A 23,020-nucleotide genomic window follows, 5' to 3' on the forward strand; every position below is an offset into this window, starting at 1 on the left:
CGCGTTAGTCATAGTGTCTACCCACTAAGCACCACACAGCGAGGAGAACACGTGCTCAGAATCGAGGACCTGCCCGCCCCGCTCAGCGCCACCGCCACCGAGGCCGGTTGCTGGGAGTGGCGGGGCGAGCGGAACAAGCAGGGCTACGGCTACTACCGGGTGAGCGGCAAGCGTCATTACGCCCACCGCGCGTCGTACGAAGCGGTGGTCGGGCCGATTCCTGATGGCCTGGAGATCGACCACCTGTGCGTGAACCCGCCGTGCATCAACCCGGCCCACCTCGAACCGGTCACGCACGCCGAGAACCAGCGGCGAGCCGCCGAGCGGCAGACCGCCTGCCGACGAGCCGGCCACGACTGGACCGACCTGAAGAACGTCAGGGTCCGTTCCAACGGCAGCCGTTACTGCGCCGAGTGTCACCGGGAGGCGCAAAGGCGCCGTCGCGCGCAGGAGACCGGCGTCCCCTTCAAGGGGGCCACGCGGGATCGCATGCACTGCCCGCAGGGCCACGCGTACGACGAGGAAAACACGCTCATTCGGAGCTGCGGCCGCAGGGCGTGCCGAGCCTGCAAGCGGCAGCGCGACAGCGACCGCCGCGCCCAGAAGAAGACCTGACCAGCAGTGCCCACCGGCCGGGACCCCACGGGGTCCCGGCCGGACCCATGCCCGCCCGGACGGCCCACCACCCCAGAGGGAGCGCCCCATGCCCTACATCGACTCCACCACCCAAGCGTGGGCAGCCGGCTCGGCGTCCGCGTACAAGCATGATGGGTCCGAGTTGACCGTGATGTCGTGGTTCTGCGGTGCGGGCGGTGACACGCAGGGCGCGGACGCGGTCCCCAATGTGAGAGTCACCAGGGCCGCGAATCACTGGGACATCGCGTTGGCCACACACGCCTGGAACAACCCGAGCTGCGAGGTCTGGAAGGGCGACATCCGCCGGGCCCCGGTCGAGAAATGGCCAGTCTGCGACATCTTTTGGGCGAGTCCGGAATGTCCGAAATGGAGCTCGGCCCGGGGTGTGAAGCGTGACTTCGACAAGACGCTCCAGGGCCAGATCGACTTCGAGGAACCGGAGTTCAAGAGCGACAAGGAGCGGCGGGCAGCCGAGGAGCGCTCGCGTGCCCTGATGGAAGAAGTCCCCATGTACCTGCGCGGCGTGATCGCCAGGGGCGGCCTGGTCAAGGCGGGCGTGGTCGAGAACGTCATCGACTGCCGCGACTGGGACGACTGGGACCGGTGGATTGCCGAGTTCGACAAGATGGGCTACGAGACCAAGGTCTGCGCGATCAACAGCATGCACGTCGACCCGCGCAGCCTCGACCACATCCCGCAGAGCCGGGACCGGCTGTACGTCGCCTACTGGCACAGGAGCCTGGGCCGCACCCCCCAGTGGGACAAGTGGATCCTGCGCCCCGAAGCGTTCTGCTTCGACTGCGACGAAAGGGTGGAGGCCGTCCAGGTCTTCCGCAAGGCGGGCAAGGACATGGGCCGGTACCGCCAGAGCTACGACTACAGGTGCCCGCGCAAGAGCTGCCGCGCGATTGTCGAGCCCATGGTGCTCCCCGCGGCTGCCGCGATCGACTGGTCGCTGCCCGGGACGCCGATCGGCGACCGCCCGAAGACCGAGGACTGCCCCGAGGGCCTGGCCCCGGCCACGATCGCCCGGACCCGCGCCGGATTCGCCCAGTACTGGGGATGGGGAGCCCAGGCGGACGACGACGGCCAGGACTCACTGTTCGGCGGGCTCGGCGACGCCCCGCAGACCACCCCCGGCCCGCTCCTCGTCCCGACCGGCGGGACCTGGCGGGACAAGGCCGTCACCCTCGACCGGCCGATGTCGACCCGCACGACCGTCGAGACCGACGGCATCGTGATCCCGCCCATCCTCGTCCCCTGCGAGGGCCGCGACGGCAAGAAGCCGATGAGCCTGGACGACCCGCTCCGCACCCAGACGGCCCGCCTGGAGACCGCCCTCGCCTACCTGCCGCCCTTCGTGATTCCGATGCGGGGCGGCGGTGACAAGGAGAAGGCCCGGCACATCAGCGCCCCGCTCCACACCGTGTCGGCCGGCGGCAACCACCACGGCCTGGTGACCGCCCCCGACCACCTGCTCGTCCCGTACTACGGCAACGGCCGGGCGAGGGAACTCAGCGAGCCGATCGGCGCCCTGCCGACCCGCGACCGGTACGCCCTGGTCAAGGGCGACTTCAACATCGACGACGTCCTGTTCCGGATGCTGCAGCCCCACGAGATCGCGCGGGCGATGGCCTTCCGAACGGGCTACAAGATCATGGGCTCCAAGCGGCACCAGGTCCGACAACTTGGCAACGCTGTCACCCCGGGCGTCGCCGAGAACCTGTACTGCGCGCTGGTCGAGGCGATCACCGGCGAGGAGCTCTCACGGTTCGCCGAGGGGTGCGGCCCGCTCTCCCTGGCCATGGCCGCCTGATCTGCGGGAACTTCACCCGAATCCTTTTTCCCAAATGGATTACCCCAAGTCGTCTTGGGAAAGAATGGTTGTAGAACCACTCACCATCCAGCCCCCCAAGGGAGTCACCATGCGCGCCACCATCCGGCGAACCAACCTGGACGCCCTCCACGGAGACGTGGACGCGGCGATGCCGCAGCTGGAGATCGAGGACCACGCCATGTACTACCAGCTGCTCGTCATCGCCCAGCCCGGCGAGCCCGACTCGATCGGCGAGGACGTCATGCCCGGGAGCGCGGTCCGCGAGCTGATCCGCACCCAGCTCCAGGTCGCCATGCACGAGGTCGAGCAGACCGACCGGGACGAGATCACGCTCCGCTGGACGCGCAAGAGCAAGCGGAACAACTACCGCACGCAGAGCTGCACGTACTCGAAGGTCTGCTAGCTAGCGGCGGCCGGTGGGGCGCGTAAGCGATGGGAATCCCACCGGCCGCCAGACGCAGCCCGGCACCGAAGGGCCTCACAACCCGACCAGGCGCGTGAGGCCCACCGTACCCCTCACTCAGATCACCGGAGGAACGCGTGAGCACCGAAACGACCACCGAGACCCGCGAGTTCATCATCGTCGGCCAGGACCAAGGCGCCAGCTACACCCTGTGGGACGTCGCCCCCGCCCCGACCGACGCCACGAAGCGGGCCACGGCCCTCGAGGAAATCGAGATCGACGCGTTCGACGCGTTCGGCTCGGTCCACACCGAGCACGCCACCAGCGCCCGCGCGGCCGTTGACCAGCTGCTCGCCGAACTGCTCAGGCGGTCCGGCCTCGACGAGTACCCGCTGAGCCCGGACAGTCGGCTGGAGGCCTACCAGGCGGACCCCGAGCCCCAGCCGGCCACCGCGCCCGAGCCGTACGGCACGGCGTACGCGCTGTCGGCCACCCGGGACGCCGGATACCTGGTCAAGGGCAGCAGTGTCCCCGGCACCGCGACCTTCGCCGTGGACGGCCTGCCGGTCAGGAGCACCACGTCGACCCGCGACCGCGTGCGTGCGGGTGTCATCAACAGCGGCCTGGACTGGCCGATGTCCAACGTGCTCGTCAAGGTCGTCCCGATCGGGACCGGTGGTGACGAAGCCACCAGCGTCGGGACCAGCGGCCTGGACCTCGCCATCGCGTGCGCCGTCCTCGCCGCAGCCGGACAGCTCCCCGGTGACTGCCTGGCCGGAGTGGCCATGGTCGGCGAACTCGGCCTCGACGGCGGGGTGCGCCTCCCGTATGGCCAGCCCGGCGCGATCCGTGCGATCGCCGCAGGCGGCACAACGACGGTCCTCGTCCCCAACGGTGCTGTGGAGGACGCGGCCACCGCGGGCGTCCGGGCGATCGGTGTCGGCTCGCTCGACGAGGCCTTGGCCGTGCTCGCCGGTCACTGGCACCACCCCCAGGGCTGCGCCCACTGCGCGGACGGCCCGGTGGCCCCCCACCAGCCGTGCACCCCGGCCGGCCTGTGCCCGACCTGCCAGAGCAGCAGCCCGGCCCCGTTCTGACCGCCGCGCCAGGCGGGGGACGCGCATACCCCGCCCGGCGCCTGCCCTCCACCACCCGCACGCGATAGAAGGACAGCACCACCATGAGCGTCACCACTGATCAGATCCAGCTCGACGCGTACGGCCCCGACCGGTTCGCGGAGCACCAGCCCTTTGGCCGAGTCGGATACCTGTTCACCGTCCCCGGCGACTTCCCCGCCGACGTCCCCGCGAGCCTGGACGTCACTGACTGGGAGATGGCCGTCTACCGCACCCGCGCCAGCGCCGCCGAGTGCTGGGAGGTCCGGGACGTCTACGGCCACCGCAAGGTGTGGGCCGAGGCCGAAACCCGGCGGGAAGCGGTCGGCCTCGCGTTCAACGAGATCGCCCGGGTCCGCCGCGAACGCGCGGCCGAGACCGCCGAACGGCGTGTGAACATCCTCGGCCTGGCCCCGGTCGCCGACACACCCCCGGAGGACAGCGACGAGAGCACCAGCCTGGCCACCGACCCGATGACCGCCGCGTTCTCCGCCATGTTCGAAGACGCCTACGGGGAAGCGAAGCGGACCCGACAGGCAGCCCTGGCCGCCGCTGCCGCCTACGCCGCCCACCTGATCCGGCCCCACCTGCCCACCGCGGCGGCCCTCACCGTGGACGTCACCAACGGCGGGCTCCGCGCCGTCCTCGACAGCGACCGCAAGGCCCTCTGGTACGCGCCCGCTTGCCCGGTCGGCCTCGGCGACGCCATCGTGGAGGAAGTCGAGGGCCTCATGCGCGACGCCCTCGAATTCGGTGCGGACGAGAAGTCACTCGAACAGGCCGGGTGGCACAACCCGGGCTCGCACGACGACACGTACGACCTGGAACTGCCGCAGCGATAGCGGCCCGTCCGCCCGTGGGGCCGTGACCAGCACCCGGTCACGGCCCCACACGCGTGTCCAAGCCGCCCACCGCCCCCAGCTCACCACCCCCCAAGTGGCAGCAACGAGGCGCGCACAGCCCCGGCCACGGGCCCCCGTGATCGGAATTCGGGCCGTCTCCACCCTCAGTTGGGTCGCTCTGTGTGGGTGTATCGTTCCGTTCCGTGAGCGGCTGTCCTGAGCAGCGGTGCAGCCGACCACATGCGTCAGTAGTGCAACAGCAGCACACCCGCCTTCCGGGCGGGAGGTCCTGGTGCAAATCCAGGCTGGCGCTCCACCACGAAGCCCCCGAACGGCCCCGGCCGGTCGGGGGCTTCGCTGTGCACCCTGGCCTGCATTGATGCCCCCGAAGCGGTCCCCTCAGGTCGGCTACCATCGCCGCTCGCCTCAGCGGAACCGTCACAGGAGCGGCCCATGTTCCACGGCTCGATCCCCGCGCCCCTTCGGTCGATCATCTACGAGCACGCCGGGACTTGGCCCGGCAAAGACATCTACGTCGGGTGCTCCGGCAACTTCACGATCGAGCGGGTTCTCAGCTCCCGCTTCGGTGCGGAGCGCCGTGTCCACGGCAACGACATCACCGCGTACTCGTGCGCTCTCGGCTGGTACCTGGCCGGGGAACCGCTGGAGTACAACCTGCGCGAGGAGTACGAAGACTCCCTCGGCTGGCTGCACCCGTACCTGGAGGACCGCACGGACCTCCTCGCCACCCTGATGCTCGGCACCCGGTTCCTCCAGTACGTCGGGAAGGAAGGCCCGTACTACCGGCGGATGATGGACGCCACCCAGGACCAGTGGCCCCGCATGCACGAGAAGACCGCCACGAAGCTCCGGGGCCTGGAGACGACGCTCGGCTCGTTCTTCGCCGGCGACGTCCGTGACTACCTCGACCAGGTCCCGCCCGAGGCACCCGTCGTCATGTTCCCGCCGTTCTACTGCCTGTGGCCAGAGCACCGGTTGCTCACCGCGGATCTGCGGTGGGTGCCGTGTGGCGACCTGAGGGCCGGGGACAAGCTCCTCGCCTTCGACGAGGAGACGCCCGAAGGCTGTACGCACCGGCGGCTGCGCTGGTCGGAGATCGTTCGCTCCGAGCCCGCCGTGAAGGAGTGCGTGCGCGTCGTCCTGGAGGATGGCACGGACGTCGTGTGCACCACGGATCACCCGTGGCTCGCGCAGCGCCTCGACCGGCCGAGCAGCAACCCGAAGCGCTGGGTGCGTGCCGATCGGCTCATGGATGAGGCGCCGTACGTGATCCGTCTCCTCGACACCTGGACCGAGGCCCGCAGCTACGAGGCCGGGTGGCTCGCCGGGATGTTCGACGGCGAGGGCAGCATCTACATGGGCAAGTCGTCGTCCAAGGCCGGGATCGCCCAAGTCTCCGGACCGGTTGCCTATCGCTTCACGGCGTGGATGAAAGAAGCTGGCTTCGACACCAGCGAGTGCCCGCGCCCCAGCGGCGTGACTGGCTACGAGGTTGCGGGCGGCTGGCCCGAGATGCTGCGCGCCCTCGGCACCCTGCGCCCGGAACGGCTGATCAACCGGCTCCAGCAGCTCGACGTGGACCGGCTCAGTATCCGGTCGCGCGGCAACCCGCGCGTCAAGGTCGTCGCCGTCGAGCCCGTCGGACCCCGCCCGATTCAGTCGATCATGACGACAACCGGGACGTACATCGGCGAGGGCTTCGCCATGCACAACAGCGGCGACTACACCAGCCAGTTCGCGCCGATCGACTCGGCGTTCGCCTGGCCGGAGCCGGAGTTCGGCGAGCTCGACGAGACCGGCAAGGAACGCATCATCGAGCAGGTGCAGGACCGGCCGAACTGGGTCCTCGGCCTGCACATCGAGCGCCCCGAGCTCCGCGACCAGTTGGCCGGTGTCGTCCAGACCGCGAACCGCGGCCTGCCGATCTACGTGTACGCGGCGGACGGCCCCCGGCGCATCGTCCGACCCCGGCAGCCCATCGAGACGATCCCCATGCCGAAGATCGGCAAGGACGAGGAACTCGGCGACCGGATGAGCCTGCACATCCTGACCGGTGGCCAGTTCGCCGCCGTCCGGTCGCAGTTCATGTCGAAGACGATCCTGCCCGGGTCGCCGCTCATCGCTTGCGGTGTCGCCGTCGACGGGAAGCTGATTGGCGCCTTCGCCTACCTGCCGCCGAAGTTCGACCCGAACACCGCCTACCTGATGTCGGACTTCCCCGTGTCGTGGACCAGGTACCGGCGCCTCGCCAAGCTGATCGTGATGGCGGCCTCCACGAAGGAGGCACAGCTCCTCATCCAGCGGTCCCTGTCGAAACGGATCACCGGCTGGGCGACCACCGCGTTCACCGACCGGCCCAACTCAGCGAAGTACGGGCGGGGCATCCCCGGCGTGAAGCTCCAGAAACGCTCCGAGCCCGGCGACGCCGGCGACGGCATCCACCGCTACCAGCTCCAGTACGGCGGCCCTCTCGGCGGCTACGACCTCGCCGAAGCCCTGGACCTGTGGAAGACCAAGCACGGTAAGGACATGCGATGAAGGGCCGGTCAGTCCGCCTCGGGCGCCTGGCCCCCATTGGCGATCCACCACTCGTACGACACCAGCACCGCGCGGGGCTCGCCGTTCTTCTCGATGACCGTCTGTTCGCCCTTGAAGTGGGCGCTGTCCACTCGCCGACCAAGCTGCTCGCGCAGCTCCCGGACTCCGATTCGCTCCATGGAGTGGAGGGTACACAAAGTACTCACGGCCCCGATGGTACACACGGTACCTTGTGTACCGTGATCATGATTGTGTGTAAGACCTGCCAGGTCGAGAAGCCCGAGGATGAGTTCCACCGCCACCGGGACACGAAGACGAGGCGTCACCCGAGCTGCAAGGTGTGCCGCAAGGCCGAGCGGCGCGACCACTACGCGAAGAACCGCGACAGGGTGCGCGCGCAGATGCGCGCGTACTACGAGCAGCACGGCGACGTCATCCGGCAGCGCTCCGTCGAGGACAAGCGGCTGCGCCGCCAGGACCCCGAGTACGTGCGGCGAGAGATCGACTTCAACCGCGAGTGGCGACGACGGAACCCCGAGAAGGTAGCCGCCGCCAACGCCCGCCAGCGCGCCCAAGGCCGCTTCAACCCGGACTGGACGGCGGAGGAGTGGCAACAGCTCCTCGACCTCTACGGGCACCGCTGCCTCGCCTGCTTGGAGACCGGCCTCAAACTCCAGCCCGACCACGTCGTCCCGCTGTCCTGGCCGGACGCCAGCAACGCCATCGACAACATCCAGCCCCTGTGCGGAACGTGCAACCGACGCAAGGGCGACCGCCACATCGACTACCGGCCCCAGCACGAGGAGGCACAGCCGTGCCCGTAGAAACCCCCGCCCTGCGTCCCCGCCTCGTCCGGCGGAACCCCGCGGACCTCCAACTCCTTCCGGTGAACGCTCGCTTCTTCCGGAAGGAGGAGTACGACCGGCTGGTGGAGAACGTCCGCCGCGACGGCTGCCTGACCAGCGTGCCCCTCGTCTACGGCGGCGGCGAGTACGAAGAGGGCCGCGAGCTCGTCCTGTCCGGGAACCACCGCACTATGGCGGCCGTGGATGCCGGGGTCGACGCCATCGACGTCATGCTCATCGAGGAGCACCTCGACGAGCGGCAGCTCATCGCGATCCAGCTGTCCCACAACAGCATTGCGGGCGAGGACGACCCGGCCACGCTCAAGCAGCTGTACGAGCAGCTCGACGACGTCGACTGGCGGGCCTACTCCGGCCTCGACGACGACCAGCTTCAGCTCCTCGCCGAAGTCAGCCCCGAGGGCCTGTCCGAGGCGAACCTCGACTTCGCGACCGTCAGCCTCGTGTTCCTGCCCCTGGAGCTCGAAGCGGCCCGCGAAGCCTTCGACCAGGCCCGGCTCGGCCAGGACGCCTCATGGCTCGCCGCACGCGCCGACTACGAACAGACCCTCGACACCCTCGCCTCCACGCACGCAGCCCACAAGGTCGGCAACGTCGCGACCGCGCTCCACGCCATCCTCACCATCGTCGAGAACCACCTCACCGACCTCCAGGCCGGCTACCAGTCCCCAGACGGCACACCCCTGCACTCCGGCACCGTCGGGCTTGAGACCGTCCTTGGCGCACGCTCACTCCCAGCACCAGCAGCCGTCACGATCAACAAAGCCATTGCTGCAGCAGAGGGCCGTGGGGAGATCGAGCAGGGGCAGGGATGGCGCCTCCTTGAGCGGTTGGCAGGGGAGTACCTGTCCGGCGAGAACTACGTCAGCAGCGGTACGGACGGTCAGCCGTGACCACCAACGCCCCGATCACACTCGACCCCGCACTCGACCCCTGGGAGCGCCAGCCCAAGGAGTCAGCCCGCAAACACGGCCAATTCGCCACGTACCGGGACCTCGGGCGCGCCAGAACCTTGTCGAAGGCTGCACAGAGCCTGACACTCGCGCACGGGCACGTGAGGAACGTCGCCGCCGAGTTCCGGTGGCGGGAGCGCGTCGAGGCGTACGACCGGCATCTGGACCGCCTGTACGAGGCGACGTGGCTCGAAGAGCGCCGCAAGGCAGCCGAGACGGACTCGAAGATCCTGGGCGCAGCGATCGGGAAACTGGCGCAGCGCCTGGGGACGTTGAACGCCGCCGAGCTGTCGCCGGGGGATTTCATCCGGCTGATGGATGTGGCCATGCGGCACCGGCGTGTCCTGTTCGGGGACCCCACGGAGACGATCGCTGTCACCGGCCAGGGCGGGAACCCGCTTGCGGTGCAGCTCGCCGAGTTCGCGCAGATGCCCGCCGACCAGCGACGCGTACGTCTCGCGGACCTCACCGCGGCGGTGAACAGGCGACTGCGCGCGGTCGACGGCGGCGACGACGAGGAGGAAGGCCCCGACCCCGCGCCTGTTGGGGACGGGAGTAGCGGCGAGGAGTGAGCGAGTACCAGTCTGGCGACGAGCTGGGCCACCTCGACGACGCGGCGGTCTACGAGCAGTTGGAGGCCGCGAAGAAGGCGATGAGCCGAGACCTGCTGCGGAACCCGGTCACGCTCGCTCGCGGGCTCGATCCGACGTTCCGCATGCGCCCGCACCTGGCCGTCATCGGTCAGGCCCTGGTCGGGGTCGAGCGTGGCGACTATGACCGGCTTCTCATCGTGACACCGCCGCAGGTCGGGAAATCGACCTGTGTCGCCGAGTGGTTTCCGTACTGGTGGCTGTGTGTCCACCCGGAGGACAGGGTCGCGGTGACGTCGTACTCGGATGACCTGGCGCTCAAGCGCGGCAAGGTGATCCGGTCGTACGTCGAGGAGTACGGCGACGAGTACGAGCTGTTCATGCGGGCCGGGTCGGGGGCCATGCAGGACTGGGAGGTGACGAGTGGCGGCGGTGTGCGATCAGTCAGCGTCGGCAAAGGGCTCACCGGCCACTCCGTCAATCTGCTTTGTGTTGACGACCCTCATAAGGACCGGGCCGACGCGGAGTCGGAGGCGTCCCGCCGGGCCCTGCACGACTGGTACTCGTCCACGGCCCTCAAGCGTCTCCAGCCAGACCGGAACGCGGTCGTGGCGATCATGACCCGCTGGCACCCCGATGACTTCGCCGGCCGACGCCTGTCCGAGGAGGGGCGCCTTGAGGACGGCGGCCGGTGGAAGGTCGTGCATCTCCCGGCGATCGCTGACCCGGTGAAGTTCGGGCCGGACCCGCTCGGCCGCGAGTACGGCGACCCGCTCCCGCACCCGAAGATCCCCACCCGGGACCGGCGGGCGCTCCTGGCGTGGTGGGCGGACATGAAACGCACGTCGATCGTGCGGGACTGGCACAGCCTCGCCCAGGGCGACCCGCAGCCTGCTGAGGGTGCGCTCGTGTCCGAGGAGCTGCTGAGGCTCATCCGAGACCCGGGCGACGGTGTCGAGCCGCAGAAGATCGCTGTGGCGGTCGACCCATCCGGCGGAGGCCGCGACACCGCCGGTGTCATCGGCGGATTCCTCGGCGACGACGACCGGGTGTGGATCACGCACGACCTGTCGAAGGCGATGTCGTCGACGGACTGGTCCACCGCGGCCTGTCGTCTCGCGTACGAGACGAACGCGGCGATCATCTACGTCGAGCAGAACTACGGCCGCGACATGTGCGAGCTGGCGATCCGCACCTCGTGGGAGACGTTGCAGCGGGACGGAGAGATCCCGGCGAAGGTCCTGATGCCCGCCATTGACCTGGTGCAGGCGAAGCAAGGCAAGTTGCTGCGCGCGGAACCCGTGGCGCAGCAGATGGTCCAGGACCGGGTCCGGCTGCGCGGCGTGTTCACCGACCTGGAACACGAGTGGTCTCACTGGATGCCAACCGATCCGAACAGCCCCGGCCGTATCGACGCGTCGTGCATCCTCGTGTACGGCCTGATCCCCGAGGCGAACAAGGGCGCCATCGTCCACGCACCGCTACCGCAGGCCCCGCAGGCGGGCGGCGGCCGACAGCCCTCGCAGGCGGCCGGCGCATACGGGCGGAGGATCGCAAAGTGATCCGAGGGCCGGTGGCGGTGGCGGCGCAAGATCGGTCGACAGGCGGGACTATCACGTATTCGTGGTGCAGCCGTCTCGCTTGCTCACCAATCTTCTTCCGGGGCTTCAGTACGCGATTCGATGCCCGCTGTGGCGACTTCCGCGCGGTTGCTCAGGGAGAGGCCGCAGAAGGGGCAGGAGAAGGAATCGACCGTTCCAACGTCGACAACCCCGCCAGGGTGTATGCACGACTGGTCCCACTCATCGCAGCGGCAGGGTACGGGGATGAGGTCCCCGTACACGTTACCGGCGTAACCGCAGGCCGGGCACTCGCGCCACCACAGGTGGTCACCGCTTGCCCGACTGCCTATCAGGCAGCCTGTTCGGTCGAGGTGGATCAGCATGTCAACCAGGGGCATATCGCGGTCGCGATCCTGCACGTCGATGAGGCCCGCGATGACACCTGAAGCGATCATGACCTTGACCGTTACAGCAGTATGGGACCGCTGCTTGACGCCAGGGTCCTCGTCGGAGGCCAGCGGCTCAGGGAGTGGGAGCACTCCGTACTCTACGAGCAGCCTCTCGGCGGCTTGCCCGGCTTGGGCTCCCTCGATCCGTAGTGCGGTGACCACTGCGGCGTCCAGCGCAGTGCGGGTGATGTCCCCTTTGAGCTCCTTGGACATTGTGGGCCAGGCCGCGTCCCAGGAGGCGGCCTCATGACCTGTGCTGAGGGCTACCGAGATCGCTGAGCGGGCACGCTCGCGCGCGGCGAGCGCAAGTTGTTCGGCGAAGGGTTCCAGAAGAGGCCGTTTGGCCGGTCCTGCGGGGGCGGGCATGGAGGCAACCTGGCTCAGATCTGCGAAGACACTCGTGTATTCGCCCCAGAAGTCAGCGGGGTCCAGGCCTAGCTCAGCGCGGACAGACTCAACGACCTGGACACCCGTTTCGACGACCTTCCTGACGGCCAGGTCATCGAGGTAGGCAGAGTGCGCGACGCTGTTGCGGGAGTCGGCGAACGGTCGAAAAGTCCGTTCGTCCACTGGCATACGGCCGTGCATGAAGACGGCTGCAGTCTTGAAGGCTTCGAGTATGCCGATGGTCCTTGCCTCAGAGAGAGGCTTGACGCCGCTCGCGTCCCCGTGCCCAAGAGAGTGGAAACGGAAGGACTGGTCACCCTTCTCGGCAATCAACAAGGGGTTATGACGGCACAACAATGCCTTGAGGATGTGTTCGCATCCGACACCAGCATGTAGGACAGCGAAGGCGTGGTTCCCTTGGCGCCATGAGTCAAGGGACGCGCGCAGAAACCGGCTCGCCATCTCGGTGAAAGTCTGCTCGTTCAAATTTTCGGTCCCCCTCAACTCGATCTTGGCCCAGTGGTAGGGCCTTCGTCCAGGGAGATGCCCTTGAGTATCCTCGAGTCGAGAATGATCAAGGTGGATGCTCCGTCTCGTGCCGAGCTGATTCGTGGGCTCCACCCTCTCAAGAACTGATCACTGTTCGCGGTGAATTGACTGGTCCGCTGTCCGGGCGGCGGCCGGCCCGGCACACTGGTGGGGTGAAACTCCCTCGCGTGCCCTGCACCACGTGCGAGCGGCCCATCTGCGCCGGCCCCGTCGCCGGGAGCCTCAGCAAGGGCCGCCTCTGCCGCCACGACGCCCCGGGTGCGCGCCGCGACTCTGACGGCTCGCTCATCTCGTGCCGGGGGTCGCTGGAGATCGTCGACCTCCCGATGCCCGATCAGCAGCTGGAGTTCGACGTCGACGAACCGCAGCCCGAGGCCGACGAGATCGCACCCGCCCTGTTCATGATCTGAATATGGGCTCTGACCTGCGACGATTCGGCCCGGATCTGATCTCCTGAGATGGCCTATCATCCCCCGCTGAACTCAGCCGGATGATCTCCACGTCAGGGGACGGAAATGATCGGTCCCGTAGAACTCGCCCTCCTTGGTCTCGCTGGTTACAGAGGGACCCAGCTAGCCGTCCATGACCTGATCCTCGACCCGGCGCGCGACCGGGTCCACGACTGGCACCAGGCGCGCCTGGACTCCACTGTCCGCACGTTCGTGGTGACGCTGATCTCCTGCGTCTACTGCACCGGGTGGTGGGTGTCCGGCGCGCTGCTGCTGACGTACCTCCTCGTCACCGGCCAATGGCATCAGGCGCCGCTGCTCGTCCACGGCATCGAGTGGCTGGCGGTCGCCGGCGCGGCCGTCCTGCTGAACCGCTGGGACGACTCGCGTAAGGACGGAGCCTGATGGCACGTAAGGAACTGACGGCCTCCGCCTCCCGGTACACATCCCGCAAGATCCGGGGCCAGGGCGCGGGTAGCCAGTCGTGGCAGGGCCGCGCCTACGACATGTACCACCAGGTCCCCGAAGTGCGGTTCGCCGCCTCGTGGATCGGCAACGCCATGTCGGGATCGCGCCTGTTCGCCGGGCGCCGCGCCGACGACGGCACGATCGAACCCGCACCCGACGACCACCGCGCCGCGCAGATCGTCGCCCAGATCGCCGGAGGTCCCGACGGCCAGTCGAAGATGCTCGGCGCGTTCGGGAAGCACCTCACCGTCCCCGGCGAGGGATGGATCGTCGTCCGCCCCAACTCCGAGGTGCTGAGTCCGTACAGCCCCGAAGACGGCCACGACTGGCGTGTCCTGTCCGTCAAGGAAGTCAAACAGCAGTCCGGGAAGCTCACCGCCGAGATCGACGACGAAGACGTCGCGATCCCCGCGGGCGACCCCGACACCATGGACCCCGACAGCCCGGTGGCGCTCCGCGTGTGGGAGCCGGACCCCGAGCGCGCCATCGAGGCCGACAGCCCCGTGCGCTCCAGCATGGAACTGCTGGAGGAACTCCTCCTGCTGAACGCCGCGGTGAAGGCGATCGCCCGCTCCCGCATCACCGGCCGCGGTCTGCTCCTCATCCCGAAGGGCACCCGCTTCCCGTCCTCCGGTGCGAACGGCGACGCCGAGGACGACCTGATCGAGATCTTCATGACGATCGCGGAGACCGCGATCCGTGACCCCGAGTCAGCCGCCGCAACCGTACCGATCGTGCTGGAACTCCCGGCTGAAGCGATCGCCGAGTTCAAGCACATCAAGTTTGAGTCCGAGTTCGACGAGCTAGCGCTGAGACTCCGCGAAGAGGCAGTGCGCCGCTTCGCGACCGGGCTGGAGATCCCCGCCGAGATCCTCCTCGGCCTCGGTGACGTCAACCACTGGGGAGCCTGGGCCCTCACGTCCGAGGCGATCCGTCTCGGGATCGAACCGAAGCTCGCCACCGTGTCGTACGCCCTCACACAGCAGTGGCTACGCCCGATCCTCGAAGCCGAGAACGTCGAGGACTGGCACCGCTGGCTCGTCTGGTACGACACCAGCCCCCTCCGCGTGCGCACCAACCGCAGCGAGACGGCACTACAGGCGTACGACCGGGGTGTCATCAGCGCCCAGGCCCTGCGCCGAGAGACAGGATTCGACGAGTCCGACGCCCCCGACGCCGCAGAAGAGCAGGAACGCGCCGACGAGCAGGACCAGACCGACGAGACGGAGGAACCCCTGCCGACGCCGCCCAGCCTCCCTGTCGACGAGTCCGAAGCCGATCCGGAAACCCTGCCCGCCTCAGCAGCCGGCCCGCGCCCCACCGAGGGGCTGCTTGCCGCAGCTGACGGCCTGATCTGGGGTGCACTGAGCGCCGCCGGGGAGAAGTTGCGAAAGACCCCCGCCTGCCCCCGCAGCGAACGCGGCAAGGCCCGTGACATCGAGTCGGCCCGCCTGCACACTCTCCTGCCGGTCGAAGCCACACAGGTCGATCAGTGGCGGCTCCTCGATGGCGCCTGGACCCGCGCCCCCGAGATCGCCGAACGGTACGGCCTCGACCCGGAGTGCCTGGCGGCGTCTCTCGACGGCTACGCCCGCGAGCTGATCGCCGCCGGTGTCGAGCACGAGTACCGCATCGTGCCGACCGTCCTCACGACCTGCGTCGGGACCACCGCATGATGTCCCGGCCCACACGGCAGGCTCGCGCGACGGTACGGAGACCCGACCCGATCGGCCTCGTGCTCCACACGGGGACGCCTCGGCCCGGCTGGTGCGCTACCTGTCGCGCGTGGACTCACATCAGCGTGGACCTGCTGCTCCTCGCCCCCGGCGGCCTGTCGACCGTCGGCACCTGGGCGTGGTGCGAGATCTGCGAGGACCCAGACTCACCCCTCCCGGTAAGGCGGATCGACCGTGGCTGACCGTAACCGCCAGCTCGACCAGGCTGAGGCGGACTTCGCCGAAGCGGTCGCCCTGGCGCTCACCGAGACCGCCGACGAGTTCGCCGACGCCGTCCAGGACGCGACCGAGCTCGTAGCCGCCCGGTTCTCCGTCGGCCGGATCGCCCGCATGTGGGGCAACCGCACCAGGGGCTTGGTGCGACGCCTCCTGGGGACTGCCGAGACCGCCGCGCTGGCTGCGGCCGAGGACGTCGACGCCGAGCTCCCCGACGGCTGGGACGACCTGCCCGGCCGGTACGACGACGACACCCTGCCCGAGGGCATCGGCCAGTACGTCACCACGACGGAGCACCTGCTCCGCGCAGTTGGTGACCGGCTCGCCGAAGCTGCCCGCGCCGAGCTCGCGGCCGGCGTCGACGCGGGCGAGGACATCGACCAGCTTCGTGCCCGACTCCGGGAGGCCTTCACCCGGGAAGGTGCGGAGCTCGGGGAGGTGCGGGAGGAGCGCATCGCCCGCACCGAGTCCGCACGCGCCTGGAACATGGCCACCCTCGCCGCCGCCCAGGCTGCGACCGGCCCAGACCGGCCCGTGGTGAAGCAGTGGATCAGCCGTCACGATGCGCGGGTTCGCAGCAGCCACGACCAGGTCGACGGCCAGCTCCGCCTGCTGGCCGAGCCGTTCACCGTCGCCGGAATCGAGATGCAGACCCCCGGCGACCCGACCGCCCCGGCCAGCCTGGTCATCAACTGCCGTTGCCGACTTGGTGTGGCCCCCGAACTCCAGGCCGCTGCCATGGAATCTCAGGTTGGCCCGACGGCGGAACTTTCAGACCGAAGGGAGGATCGTGTGGAAGTTGCACAGCCTGTGACCGCTGCCGCTGACGGGAGCCACCTCAAAGGCGCGATGATCGCGCTCCTCCCTGCCCAGGGGGAGGCGGCCCGCCTCGCCATCGAGGGCGGCGAGAGTGCTGAGGAACTGCACCTGACGCTGTTCTTCCTCGGCGACAACGGCGACGACTGGACCGACGACCAGCGCGACGAGCTGATCAGCAACGTCCGCGCCGCCGCCGAAGGCATCGACGGCCCGCTCACGGCCCGCGCGTTCGGCGCGAACCACTGGAACCCCGACAGCGACAGCCCGTCGTGGGTGTGGGCCATCGGCGACGACCGCGACCGGGAACTCGACGCCCCGACGCTGGACGCCGTGCACCACGCCGTCACGTACGCCGTGGAAGACACCCACGAGCGGCCCGACCTACCGGCCCAGCACTCGCCTTGGCAGCCCCATGTTTGCGCCGTCTACAGCGAGGAGTCGTGGCCGCTGGACGTGCTCGTGGAACGCCTCGGCCCCCTCACGTTCGACCGCATCCGCGTCGCCTTCGCAGGCGAGCACACCGACATCCCTCTCGGCACCCAGGAGGAACCCATGCCCGAGACAACCGCGGCCGGGCTGCCGGCCCGCCCCTGGTCCACACCCGACGACTGTGCGATCGCGTTCGAGAACCAGCAGACCGGCGACGGCCGGATCTTCTCCGCCGGTGCCCTGTACTGGAGTGGCCCGGGCCCGTGGCCGCTCCAGTACGCCGACGAGATGCTGATGGGCCACCAGGGCGCCGAGCTCGCCGGTGCGATCCAGGAGATCGGCCGCAACGGCGACCGCATCACCTCCAGCGGGGTCCTGTACTCCACCCGGTACGCCGGGCAGGACGCCATCACCCTCCTGGAAGAGGAGGCGCCGCTCGGGATCAGCGTGGACCTCGACGACGTCGATATGGAGTTCGTTGATAGGACGCTCACCGAGGAAGACGCCGGGTGGCTGTTCGCCTCCGCGACCCTGTCGTCCGTGAGCCTGCTGCCCATGGACGACGGGGCGTTCGTGCTGTCCGCGTCCACCGGCGCTGAGTGGACCGCCTCGGGTGGCATCCCTTCCCGGAACCGGTTCGACGTGCAGCTCATCACCGGCCCCGGCGGGCAGGTCACAGGTGAAGGGCTCCGTGCAGCGTTCGCCGGCACCAGTGTGCTCACCGCGGCGGCTGGTGACGCGGACGACGACGCCGGTCTCGTCGTTCACTCCGAGAGCAGCGGTGACTTCCTGGTCCGCATCACCCGCGCCCGTCTCCGTGGCGCCACTCTTGTTGCGATGCCCGCTTACGACCGGGCGCGCATCGTCCTCGACCCGGTCGAAGAGAGCCAGGGGCCCCTTGCCGTGGCTGCCGCCTCCCCGGTCGCCGCTGCAACGAGCGACACCCACCAGCGGGTTGTGACGTACGTGTCCTCCTCGCCGGTCGCGGTCGGTGCCCGCGAGGTCGCCACAGCCGTGGAGATCAGCATGTCGACAGCGCGCGGCCACCTCGTCCGCGCCACGAAGGCCGGACGCCTGATGCGCCTCGCTCCCGGCCTGTACGTCGGATCGTCGACTCTTCCCGAGGGGGAAGCGGTCGCGTCCGCTGGCACCGAGGACGACGACAGCGACGAGCTGGTGGCCTCGGCGTGGACCGCGATGCGTGACACCGACCCGATGCCGGCCGCCTGGTTCCAGGAACCTACGGAGGAGGAGCTGCCGCCCGGCTCCGGCGGCGTGCACTACTCCGGTGGCCGCGTCTACGGGTGGGTCGCCCAGGCCGGAGAGCCGCACGCCGGATACCCCGGCAGGAACCTCACGATCGAGTCCCTCGGCCAGCTCGACCTGTCGCACTTCCTGCGGGCGCACTTCCGCCTCGACGACGAATCCACCGTGCGCGCCGGGGCGTTCACGATGAACGCCGGACACCACCGCGACGGCGCCGAGTGCGAGACGTCCAGCTGCCAGTTCGACGACACCAGGACTGTCGCCGGGATCGTCACGGTCGGCATGAACGAGCGTGGTCTCTGGTTCTCCGGTGCAGCCGCCCCGTGGCTGTCCGAGTGGGACCGGCAGGTCTTCCAGGCCTGCCAGCCCAGCTACCACATGAAGCAGGGCGGCGACGGGCGTTGGCAGCTGCGTGCCGTGCTGTCCGTACCGGTGCCCGGGCACTCCTCGCCGCTCCTGGCATCGACGATCGCAGAGCGGTCTAACCTCGCCCTCGCGGCATCAGCGGCGGAAGCCCTGACCGCCCCGGTCACGGTGTCCGGACAACTCCCGGACAACCCGGCCGAACCCTCGACAGTCGCTGCCTCTGACCTGCCCGGACAGCATCCGGACACCGCGCCCGGACAGCTCCCGGACAGTGCGCCCGGACAGCCGACCACCGACATCGAGCACCTGGTCGCCGCCCTCACCGAAGGGCGGTTCATCGACGTCCTCCTCGACGCCATGAGCCAGCGGGAAATCCAACGCCGCGCGGAGATCGACCAGCTCGCCGCCTCCATCGCCCTCACCCCTGAAGAGATCACCGCAAGCGCCAACCCGAAGGGAGCCAACTGATGGCTTGCTCCTGCCAGAACAAGAACCGTGAGACGCACGAGGTCGTGACCGAGGCCGGGAAGGTGGTCTTTACCTCGTCCTCGAAGCCGACCGCCGACGCGGTGAGCAAGCGGTACCCGAACAGTGAGGTCCGGACGAAGCCGAAGGCGGGGGCACAGGCCACCAAGTAGGCGCAACCGCAGGGGCAGACCTGTCGTCACCTGCTGGAGCACTGTTCGCAGCGTCACACGTGCCGCCTGGCTATGCTAGGCGGCACGTTGCTGGTTTTGGGCCGGGCGATCTTCGCAATCACTGGAGATCCGTCCCATGGCCTTTGAGCTTCCCGAGGACATCCGTTCCCTCAACGACGATGAGCTGGCCGCGACCCTCGACGAGGCTCGCGCCGCATTCGCCGCCCTCTCCGCAGAGAACACCATCGACGACCAGGGCATGACGCGGATGCGCGCCCTCGCCACCGGTGTCCAGGACATCCGTCAGGAGCAGGCCAACCGGCTCCAGGCCGCGCAGCAGGCCGCCACCGAGATCGAGCAGCTCGCCGCGCAGGTGCGTGGTGACGACCCGACTGCCGAGCCGGTCGAGGAGACCCCGGCAGAGACCACCGCGGCTGCCGACCCGGAGCCCGAGCCTGTGGTCGAGGCGCCGGTGCAGCCGGCGACCGCCACCGCGTCCCTGGTCGTCCGCCCGGCCCTGAACCTGTCGAACGTGCGGCGGAACCAGCCGCGCGTGCTGCCCGAGCCGCCCGCGCCGACCACGTCGATCACCGCGGCGGTCGATGTCCCCGGCTACACCCCCGGCAGCCCGCTCGGCTTCAGCGAGATCACCGCGGGCATCATCAGCCGCGCCAACGCCCTCAAGACGGCCGGTGGCGGTGTCGGCCAGGTGATCAGCTACCGGCACCCGTACCCCGAGGAGCTCATCGTCACGGACTCCTCCAGCGCACCCGAGGGCACGAACGTTGCGCTGCGGGCGTCGGACCAGAGCCGCCTGCCGCAGGGCAACCTCGTTGCCTCCGGCGGCTGGTGCGCCCCCTCCGAGACGGTCTACGAGCTCACGTCCGTGTCCTGCCCGGACATGCTGTGGGACGCCCCCGAGATCCAGCTCGCGCGCGGCGGGCTGCGCTACTACAAGACGCCGTCCCTGGACGTCGCGGCGATGACGTGGGTCCACACCGAGGCCGACGACATCTCCGGTGCCACGAAGCCGTGCTTCCGGATCCCCTGCCCCGACCCGGTCGAGGTCCGCTGTGACGCGGTCGGCGTCTGCCTCGAGGCGGGCATCCTGACCCAGCGGCACTTCCCCGAGCTCGTCTCCTGGTACCTCCGCAACTCGATGGTCGCCCACGAGATCCGCCTCCGGCAGGTCCTGTTCGCCCAGGCCCTTGCATCGGCCACCCCGGTCACCCTGCCCGCGACGTTTGGCGCGCTCTCCCCGGTGTTCGCGGCCGTCGCCCTCCAGGCCGCCGACATGATCGAGCGCCACAGCTTCTGTGACTCGATCTCGCTTGAGGTCGTGTTCCCGTGGTGGTCGCGGAACCTGTTCCTCGCCGACCTGGCCCGCCGTAACGGAGTCTCCATCGACGAGGTGACCGAGGCCCAGGTGCAGGCCCTGTTCACCCCGCTCGGGGTGCGCATCCAGTGGGCGCGCGGCCTGTCCCCGGCCGTCCCGACCGACATCGGTGCTGCGACGCCGGCGACGGCCTGGCCGGACGAGATCACGTTCCTCATCTACCCGGCCGGCCAGCTCCAGATCGGCCGTGGCGAAGAGGTCAACCTCGGCGTAATTCACGACTCGACGAAGTTCAGCACGAACGACTACACCGCGCTGTTCGCTGAGGAGTGCGTCGCCCTCGTCGACAGGTCGGTCGACACCCGCGCCGTCACCGTCCCGGTCTGCCCCACGGGTGAGACCGGTGCGCAGACGCTCATGACCTGCCCCGCAGCCTGACCCCTCCCGCCCCCCACTGTGCCGGGCCCGTGACCTGAACACGGGCCCGGCACACCCCGATTGAGAACGGAGGCGAGCGATGGCCGCAGGGCTGCGGAAGTACGTCGAGGCCATTCCAGGCACCCCGCTACCGCACGGCATCCTCAACGCCTGCACCGACGTCCGCGACGTCGATGACGTCCACGAGCTGCTGGGTGTCGAGTGGATGGCCCTCGGCTGCTGCCCGGTGCAGGTGTGGCGGGACCCGTGCCTGAACGACGAGAGTCTCGGCGACGAGAGCCCGGGCGCGCCGGTGCAGAAAGAGTTCTGCAGGCCGTCCGTGGAGCACGCCGAGCCCATCACGGTGTACGCGGGCTCTGAGTGCTCCACGATGGGCTGGACGTACACGGAGGCTCGCGAGCACGCCGAGGCCTCGCTCGAACTCGGTGAACAGCAGGCTGTCGAGGCCGGGTTCTGGTCCGCGAAGCTCGCGATGACCGCGACCGACCTCACCCCGGCGGAAGGCCCGGTATCCATCGCCCAGGGTGTCGCAGCCCTGGAAGGGTGCCTGGCCGAGCAGTACGGCGGGGTCGGTGTTCTCCACGTCCCGGCCGGCGCCGCCGCTCTCCTCGGCTGCTGCAACCTCGTCCAGCCGGACCCGGCCACCGGCAGCTTGCGGACCCTGGCCGGTAACTGCGTGATCATCGGCGCCGGATACAGCGCCATGAACACCGGCCCGGGCAACCTGCCCGCCGAACCGGGCACCGCCTGGCTCTACGTCACCGGCCCGGTCGTCGTCCGCCGTGGCCCTACCGAGACCGTGCCCGACCAGCCCGGTGCGTCGGTCAACATCCGCAATAACGACCGCAGGGTCCTCGTCGAGCGGACGTACGTCGTCGCTACGACGTGCACCGTCTGCGCAATTCAGGTGTCGGTGTGCCCATGAGCGACATGATCCTTATCCAGCCGACCCGGGAGCAGCGGCGGGCGTTCGCGCAGTGGGCGGTCGCCCAGGTGCCGAAGGTCCGCACCGTCGGCACCAACGTGTTCGCCGTCCCTGCCGCCCTGTTCGTCGAAGCCCCGGAGAGCGTCCTCGTCGGCTCCATCGTCGACGGCCACCGGTACGTCGCCCCGGACGAGGACGCGCAGGGGCCAGGTGCGGAGCCGCTGCCGGAGTTCACGCCGCTGGAGGACGCCCCGACCGACGAGGACGAAAGCGACCCAAGTGACTCAGGTGCGGAAGTACCGGACGAAAGCGGTCCGTTCACGTGCGACGTCTGCGGGCGTGAGTTCACCAAGGCCCGCGGCCGGGACACCCACCGCCGCCAGGTCCACGGCACGCAGGGGGAGTAGCCATGCCGGTTCAGTACCTGCCGTGTGCGCCGGGCGGCGGCAACCCGTCACCGGGCGAATCCTGCTGCTCCCCGGCTATCACCTCGACCTCGCTGTGCCAGGCCGACGGCAGTCCGGTCCTGCTCCTGGTGCGCTCGCCCTGCGTGTGCGGCACCACCCCGCCCGGAGACCCCGAAGTCGTCGGGTGGATCGACCCCACGACCGGTGCGTTCACCGCGGGCCCGGCCCCCGCCGGATCGGGGCCGTGCACCCAGGCCGGCGGGTGCGGCAGCGTCGCCGTGGTCGAGCTGTGCGACGTCCAGCCCGACGGGACGCAGGTCCGGTTCCTTCGGCACCTGGTCCACGACTGCGACGGCACGGTCACCGGCACCACGGACACCGCCACCGACGGGACGACCACCTACACCCCGACGGGCGAGGTCGGCGAGTGCACCGAGTGCGAGCCGGTCCCGATGTGCCCGCAGCTCCTTGGAATCGCCGGCCCGGACACATGGACGGTCCCGGCCGGAACGGAGTCGCTGGCCGTGTCGGTGACGTGCGGGCCGGTCACCATCACCGACTGCTCGGGCAACGCAACCGTCGTCAACGAGTGCGGGACGTCCTTCAACTGGGCGGCCACCGGCACCCGGTGCGAACCCGGTGAGCTGTGCGGTCCGGTCACGGTCGACGTCGCTGACGGCGCGACCGTCTACGTCCAGTGGATCAGCCCTTGCGGACAGGGAGACGAGTCGTGATCGCCGCCTGGCCGCCCCGCATCTTCCCCCATTCCCGACCCGGTTTGA

Annotated in this window: 21 protein-coding genes and 1 tRNA gene; 20 read left to right on the forward strand and 2 right to left on the reverse strand. The window is 69.3% G+C overall.

What is annotated here, in order from left to right:
* Positions 1 to 51 precede the first annotated feature (51 nt).
* The 7 genes from ACIA8E_RS07405 (at position 52) to ACIA8E_RS07435 (ending at position 7,392) form a co-directional block, all read left to right on the forward strand.
* A complete protein-coding gene (locus ACIA8E_RS07405; protein ID WP_399295483.1) occupies positions 52 to 615 on the forward strand; it encodes an HNH endonuclease signature motif containing protein in 564 nt (187 codons plus the stop codon).
* A gap of 88 nt (positions 616 to 703) precedes the next feature.
* A complete protein-coding gene (locus ACIA8E_RS07410; RefSeq protein ID WP_399295485.1) occupies positions 704 to 2,452 on the forward strand; it encodes a DNA cytosine methyltransferase in 1,749 nt (582 codons plus the stop codon).
* A 109-nt stretch (positions 2,453 to 2,561) separates the two neighbouring features.
* Positions 2,562 to 2,876, forward strand: coding sequence for a hypothetical protein (locus ACIA8E_RS07415; RefSeq protein WP_399295487.1), 315 nt, complete (start codon positions 2,562 to 2,564; stop codon positions 2,874 to 2,876).
* A gap of 137 nt (positions 2,877 to 3,013) precedes the next feature.
* A complete protein-coding gene (locus tag ACIA8E_RS07420) occupies positions 3,014 to 3,973 on the forward strand; it encodes a magnesium chelatase domain-containing protein (protein WP_399295489.1) in 960 nt (319 codons plus the stop codon).
* 83 nt (positions 3,974 to 4,056) lie between these two features.
* Positions 4,057 to 4,833: a hypothetical protein gene (locus ACIA8E_RS07425; protein ID WP_399295491.1), complete on the forward strand. Its 777-nt coding sequence runs from the start codon at positions 4,057 to 4,059 to the stop codon at positions 4,831 to 4,833.
* 242 nt (positions 4,834 to 5,075) lie between these two features.
* A tRNA-Gly gene (locus ACIA8E_RS07430) sits at positions 5,076 to 5,149 on the forward strand.
* 137 nt (positions 5,150 to 5,286) lie between these two features.
* Entirely contained in the window at positions 5,287 to 7,392 is a 2,106-nt protein-coding gene (locus ACIA8E_RS07435; protein ID WP_399295493.1) for a Hint domain-containing protein, read from the forward strand.
* A gap of 8 nt (positions 7,393 to 7,400) precedes the next feature.
* Here ACIA8E_RS07435 and ACIA8E_RS07440 read toward each other — a convergent pair whose 3' ends face one another.
* Positions 7,401 to 7,571 carry a type II toxin-antitoxin system Phd/YefM family antitoxin gene (locus ACIA8E_RS07440; protein WP_399295495.1) on the reverse strand — a complete coding sequence of 57 codons (171 nt, stop codon included), beginning with the start codon at positions 7,569 to 7,571 and terminating at the stop codon, positions 7,401 to 7,403.
* 66 nt (positions 7,572 to 7,637) lie between these two features.
* On the opposite strand from ACIA8E_RS07440, the gene ACIA8E_RS07445 reads away from it, so the two are divergent.
* From ACIA8E_RS07445 to ACIA8E_RS07460, 4 genes are read left to right on the forward strand one after another with little or no spacing between them, the layout of a single operon-like run.
* Positions 7,638 to 8,216 (forward strand): HNH endonuclease, encoded by a 579-nt coding sequence (locus ACIA8E_RS07445; protein ID WP_399296029.1) that lies wholly within the window; start codon positions 7,638 to 7,640, stop codon positions 8,214 to 8,216.
* Positions 8,207 to 9,148, forward strand: a complete 942-nt coding sequence (locus tag ACIA8E_RS07450) for a hypothetical protein (RefSeq protein ID WP_399295497.1) — start codon at positions 8,207 to 8,209, stop codon at positions 9,146 to 9,148. Before ACIA8E_RS07445 ends, ACIA8E_RS07450 begins: the two co-directional genes overlap by 10 nt.
* Positions 9,145 to 9,780, forward strand: coding sequence for a hypothetical protein (locus tag ACIA8E_RS07455; protein ID WP_399295499.1), 636 nt, complete (start codon positions 9,145 to 9,147; stop codon positions 9,778 to 9,780). Before ACIA8E_RS07450 ends, ACIA8E_RS07455 begins: the two co-directional genes overlap by 4 nt.
* Positions 9,777 to 11,360: a terminase large subunit domain-containing protein gene (locus ACIA8E_RS07460; protein WP_399295501.1), complete on the forward strand. Its 1,584-nt coding sequence runs from the start codon at positions 9,777 to 9,779 to the stop codon at positions 11,358 to 11,360. Before ACIA8E_RS07455 ends, ACIA8E_RS07460 begins: the two co-directional genes overlap by 4 nt.
* Before the next feature lie 83 nt (positions 11,361 to 11,443).
* Here the strand turns inward: ACIA8E_RS07460 and ACIA8E_RS07465 are convergent, their stop codons facing one another.
* Entirely contained in the window at positions 11,444 to 12,529 is a 1,086-nt protein-coding gene (locus ACIA8E_RS07465) for a hypothetical protein (RefSeq protein ID WP_399295503.1), read from the reverse strand.
* Positions 12,530 to 12,912: 383 nt separating this feature from the next.
* Here ACIA8E_RS07465 and ACIA8E_RS07470 point away from each other — a divergent pair, with 383 nt between their 5' ends.
* The 9 genes from ACIA8E_RS07470 (at position 12,913) to ACIA8E_RS07510 (ending at position 22,972) form a co-directional block, all read left to right on the forward strand.
* A complete protein-coding gene (locus ACIA8E_RS07470) occupies positions 12,913 to 13,155 on the forward strand; it encodes a hypothetical protein (RefSeq protein ID WP_399295505.1) in 243 nt (80 codons plus the stop codon).
* 105 nt (positions 13,156 to 13,260) lie between these two features.
* Complete coding sequence (locus ACIA8E_RS07475) at positions 13,261 to 13,599, forward strand: DUF1360 domain-containing protein (RefSeq protein ID WP_399295507.1); 339 nt, start codon at positions 13,261 to 13,263, stop codon at positions 13,597 to 13,599.
* The gene (locus ACIA8E_RS07480) at positions 13,599 to 15,338 is read left to right on the forward strand and encodes a hypothetical protein (protein ID WP_399295509.1); all 1,740 of its coding nucleotides are present in this window, start codon (positions 13,599 to 13,601) and stop codon (positions 15,336 to 15,338) included. The genes ACIA8E_RS07475 and ACIA8E_RS07480 overlap by 1 nt, the downstream gene beginning before the upstream one ends.
* 234 nt (positions 15,339 to 15,572) lie before the next feature.
* On the forward strand, positions 15,573 to 18,962 hold the full coding sequence (locus ACIA8E_RS07485; protein WP_399295510.1) for a phage minor head protein: 3,390 nt from the start codon (positions 15,573 to 15,575) through the stop codon (positions 18,960 to 18,962).
* Positions 18,962 to 19,132, forward strand: a complete 171-nt coding sequence (locus ACIA8E_RS07490; RefSeq protein WP_399295512.1) for a hypothetical protein — start codon at positions 18,962 to 18,964, stop codon at positions 19,130 to 19,132. The genes ACIA8E_RS07485 and ACIA8E_RS07490 overlap by 1 nt, the downstream gene beginning before the upstream one ends.
* Positions 19,133 to 19,268: 136 nt before the next feature.
* Positions 19,269 to 20,906: a major capsid protein gene (locus ACIA8E_RS07495; protein WP_399295514.1), complete on the forward strand. Its 1,638-nt coding sequence runs from the start codon at positions 19,269 to 19,271 to the stop codon at positions 20,904 to 20,906.
* 79 nt (positions 20,907 to 20,985) lie between these two features.
* Positions 20,986 to 21,831, forward strand: coding sequence for a cupin (locus ACIA8E_RS07500; protein WP_399295516.1), 846 nt, complete (start codon positions 20,986 to 20,988; stop codon positions 21,829 to 21,831).
* Entirely contained in the window at positions 21,828 to 22,238 is a 411-nt protein-coding gene (locus ACIA8E_RS07505; protein ID WP_399295518.1) for a hypothetical protein, read from the forward strand. The genes ACIA8E_RS07500 and ACIA8E_RS07505 overlap by 4 nt, the downstream gene beginning before the upstream one ends.
* A 2-nt stretch (positions 22,239 to 22,240) precedes the next feature.
* Positions 22,241 to 22,972, forward strand: coding sequence for a hypothetical protein (locus ACIA8E_RS07510; protein ID WP_399295520.1), 732 nt, complete (start codon positions 22,241 to 22,243; stop codon positions 22,970 to 22,972).
* Positions 22,973 to 23,020: the final 48 nt, after the last annotated feature.

It is taken from the genome of Streptomyces sp. NPDC051664 (assembly GCF_044453545.1).
Classification (GTDB): Bacteria; Actinomycetota; Actinomycetes; order Streptomycetales; family Streptomycetaceae; genus Streptomyces.

Excerpts from the sequence above, each read along its gene's own strand:
- ACIA8E_RS07410 (WP_399295485.1), top strand. The coding sequence starts at position 704 with ATGCCCTACATCGACTCCACCACCCAAGCGTGGGCAGCCGGCTCGGCG.
- ACIA8E_RS07415 (WP_399295487.1), top strand. The coding sequence starts at position 2,562 with ATGCGCGCCACCATCCGGCGAACCAACCTGGACGCCCTCCACGGAGAC.
- ACIA8E_RS07425 (WP_399295491.1), top strand. The coding sequence starts at position 4,057 with ATGAGCGTCACCACTGATCAGATCCAGCTCGACGCGTACGGCCCCGAC.
- ACIA8E_RS07435 (WP_399295493.1), top strand. The coding sequence starts at position 5,287 with ATGTTCCACGGCTCGATCCCCGCGCCCCTTCGGTCGATCATCTACGAG.
- ACIA8E_RS07440 (WP_399295495.1), bottom strand. The coding sequence starts at position 7,571 with ATGGAGCGAATCGGAGTCCGGGAGCTGCGCGAGCAGCTTGGTCGGCGA.
- ACIA8E_RS07445 (WP_399296029.1), top strand. The coding sequence starts at position 7,638 with ATGATTGTGTGTAAGACCTGCCAGGTCGAGAAGCCCGAGGATGAGTTC.
- ACIA8E_RS07475 (WP_399295507.1), top strand. The coding sequence starts at position 13,261 with ATGATCGGTCCCGTAGAACTCGCCCTCCTTGGTCTCGCTGGTTACAGA.
- ACIA8E_RS07480 (WP_399295509.1), top strand. The coding sequence starts at position 13,599 with ATGGCACGTAAGGAACTGACGGCCTCCGCCTCCCGGTACACATCCCGC.
- ACIA8E_RS07490 (WP_399295512.1), top strand. The coding sequence starts at position 18,962 with ATGGCTTGCTCCTGCCAGAACAAGAACCGTGAGACGCACGAGGTCGTG.
- ACIA8E_RS07495 (WP_399295514.1), top strand. The coding sequence starts at position 19,269 with ATGGCCTTTGAGCTTCCCGAGGACATCCGTTCCCTCAACGACGATGAG.
- ACIA8E_RS07500 (WP_399295516.1), top strand. The coding sequence starts at position 20,986 with ATGGCCGCAGGGCTGCGGAAGTACGTCGAGGCCATTCCAGGCACCCCG.
- ACIA8E_RS07505 (WP_399295518.1), top strand. The coding sequence starts at position 21,828 with ATGAGCGACATGATCCTTATCCAGCCGACCCGGGAGCAGCGGCGGGCG.
- ACIA8E_RS07510 (WP_399295520.1), top strand. The coding sequence starts at position 22,241 with ATGCCGGTTCAGTACCTGCCGTGTGCGCCGGGCGGCGGCAACCCGTCA.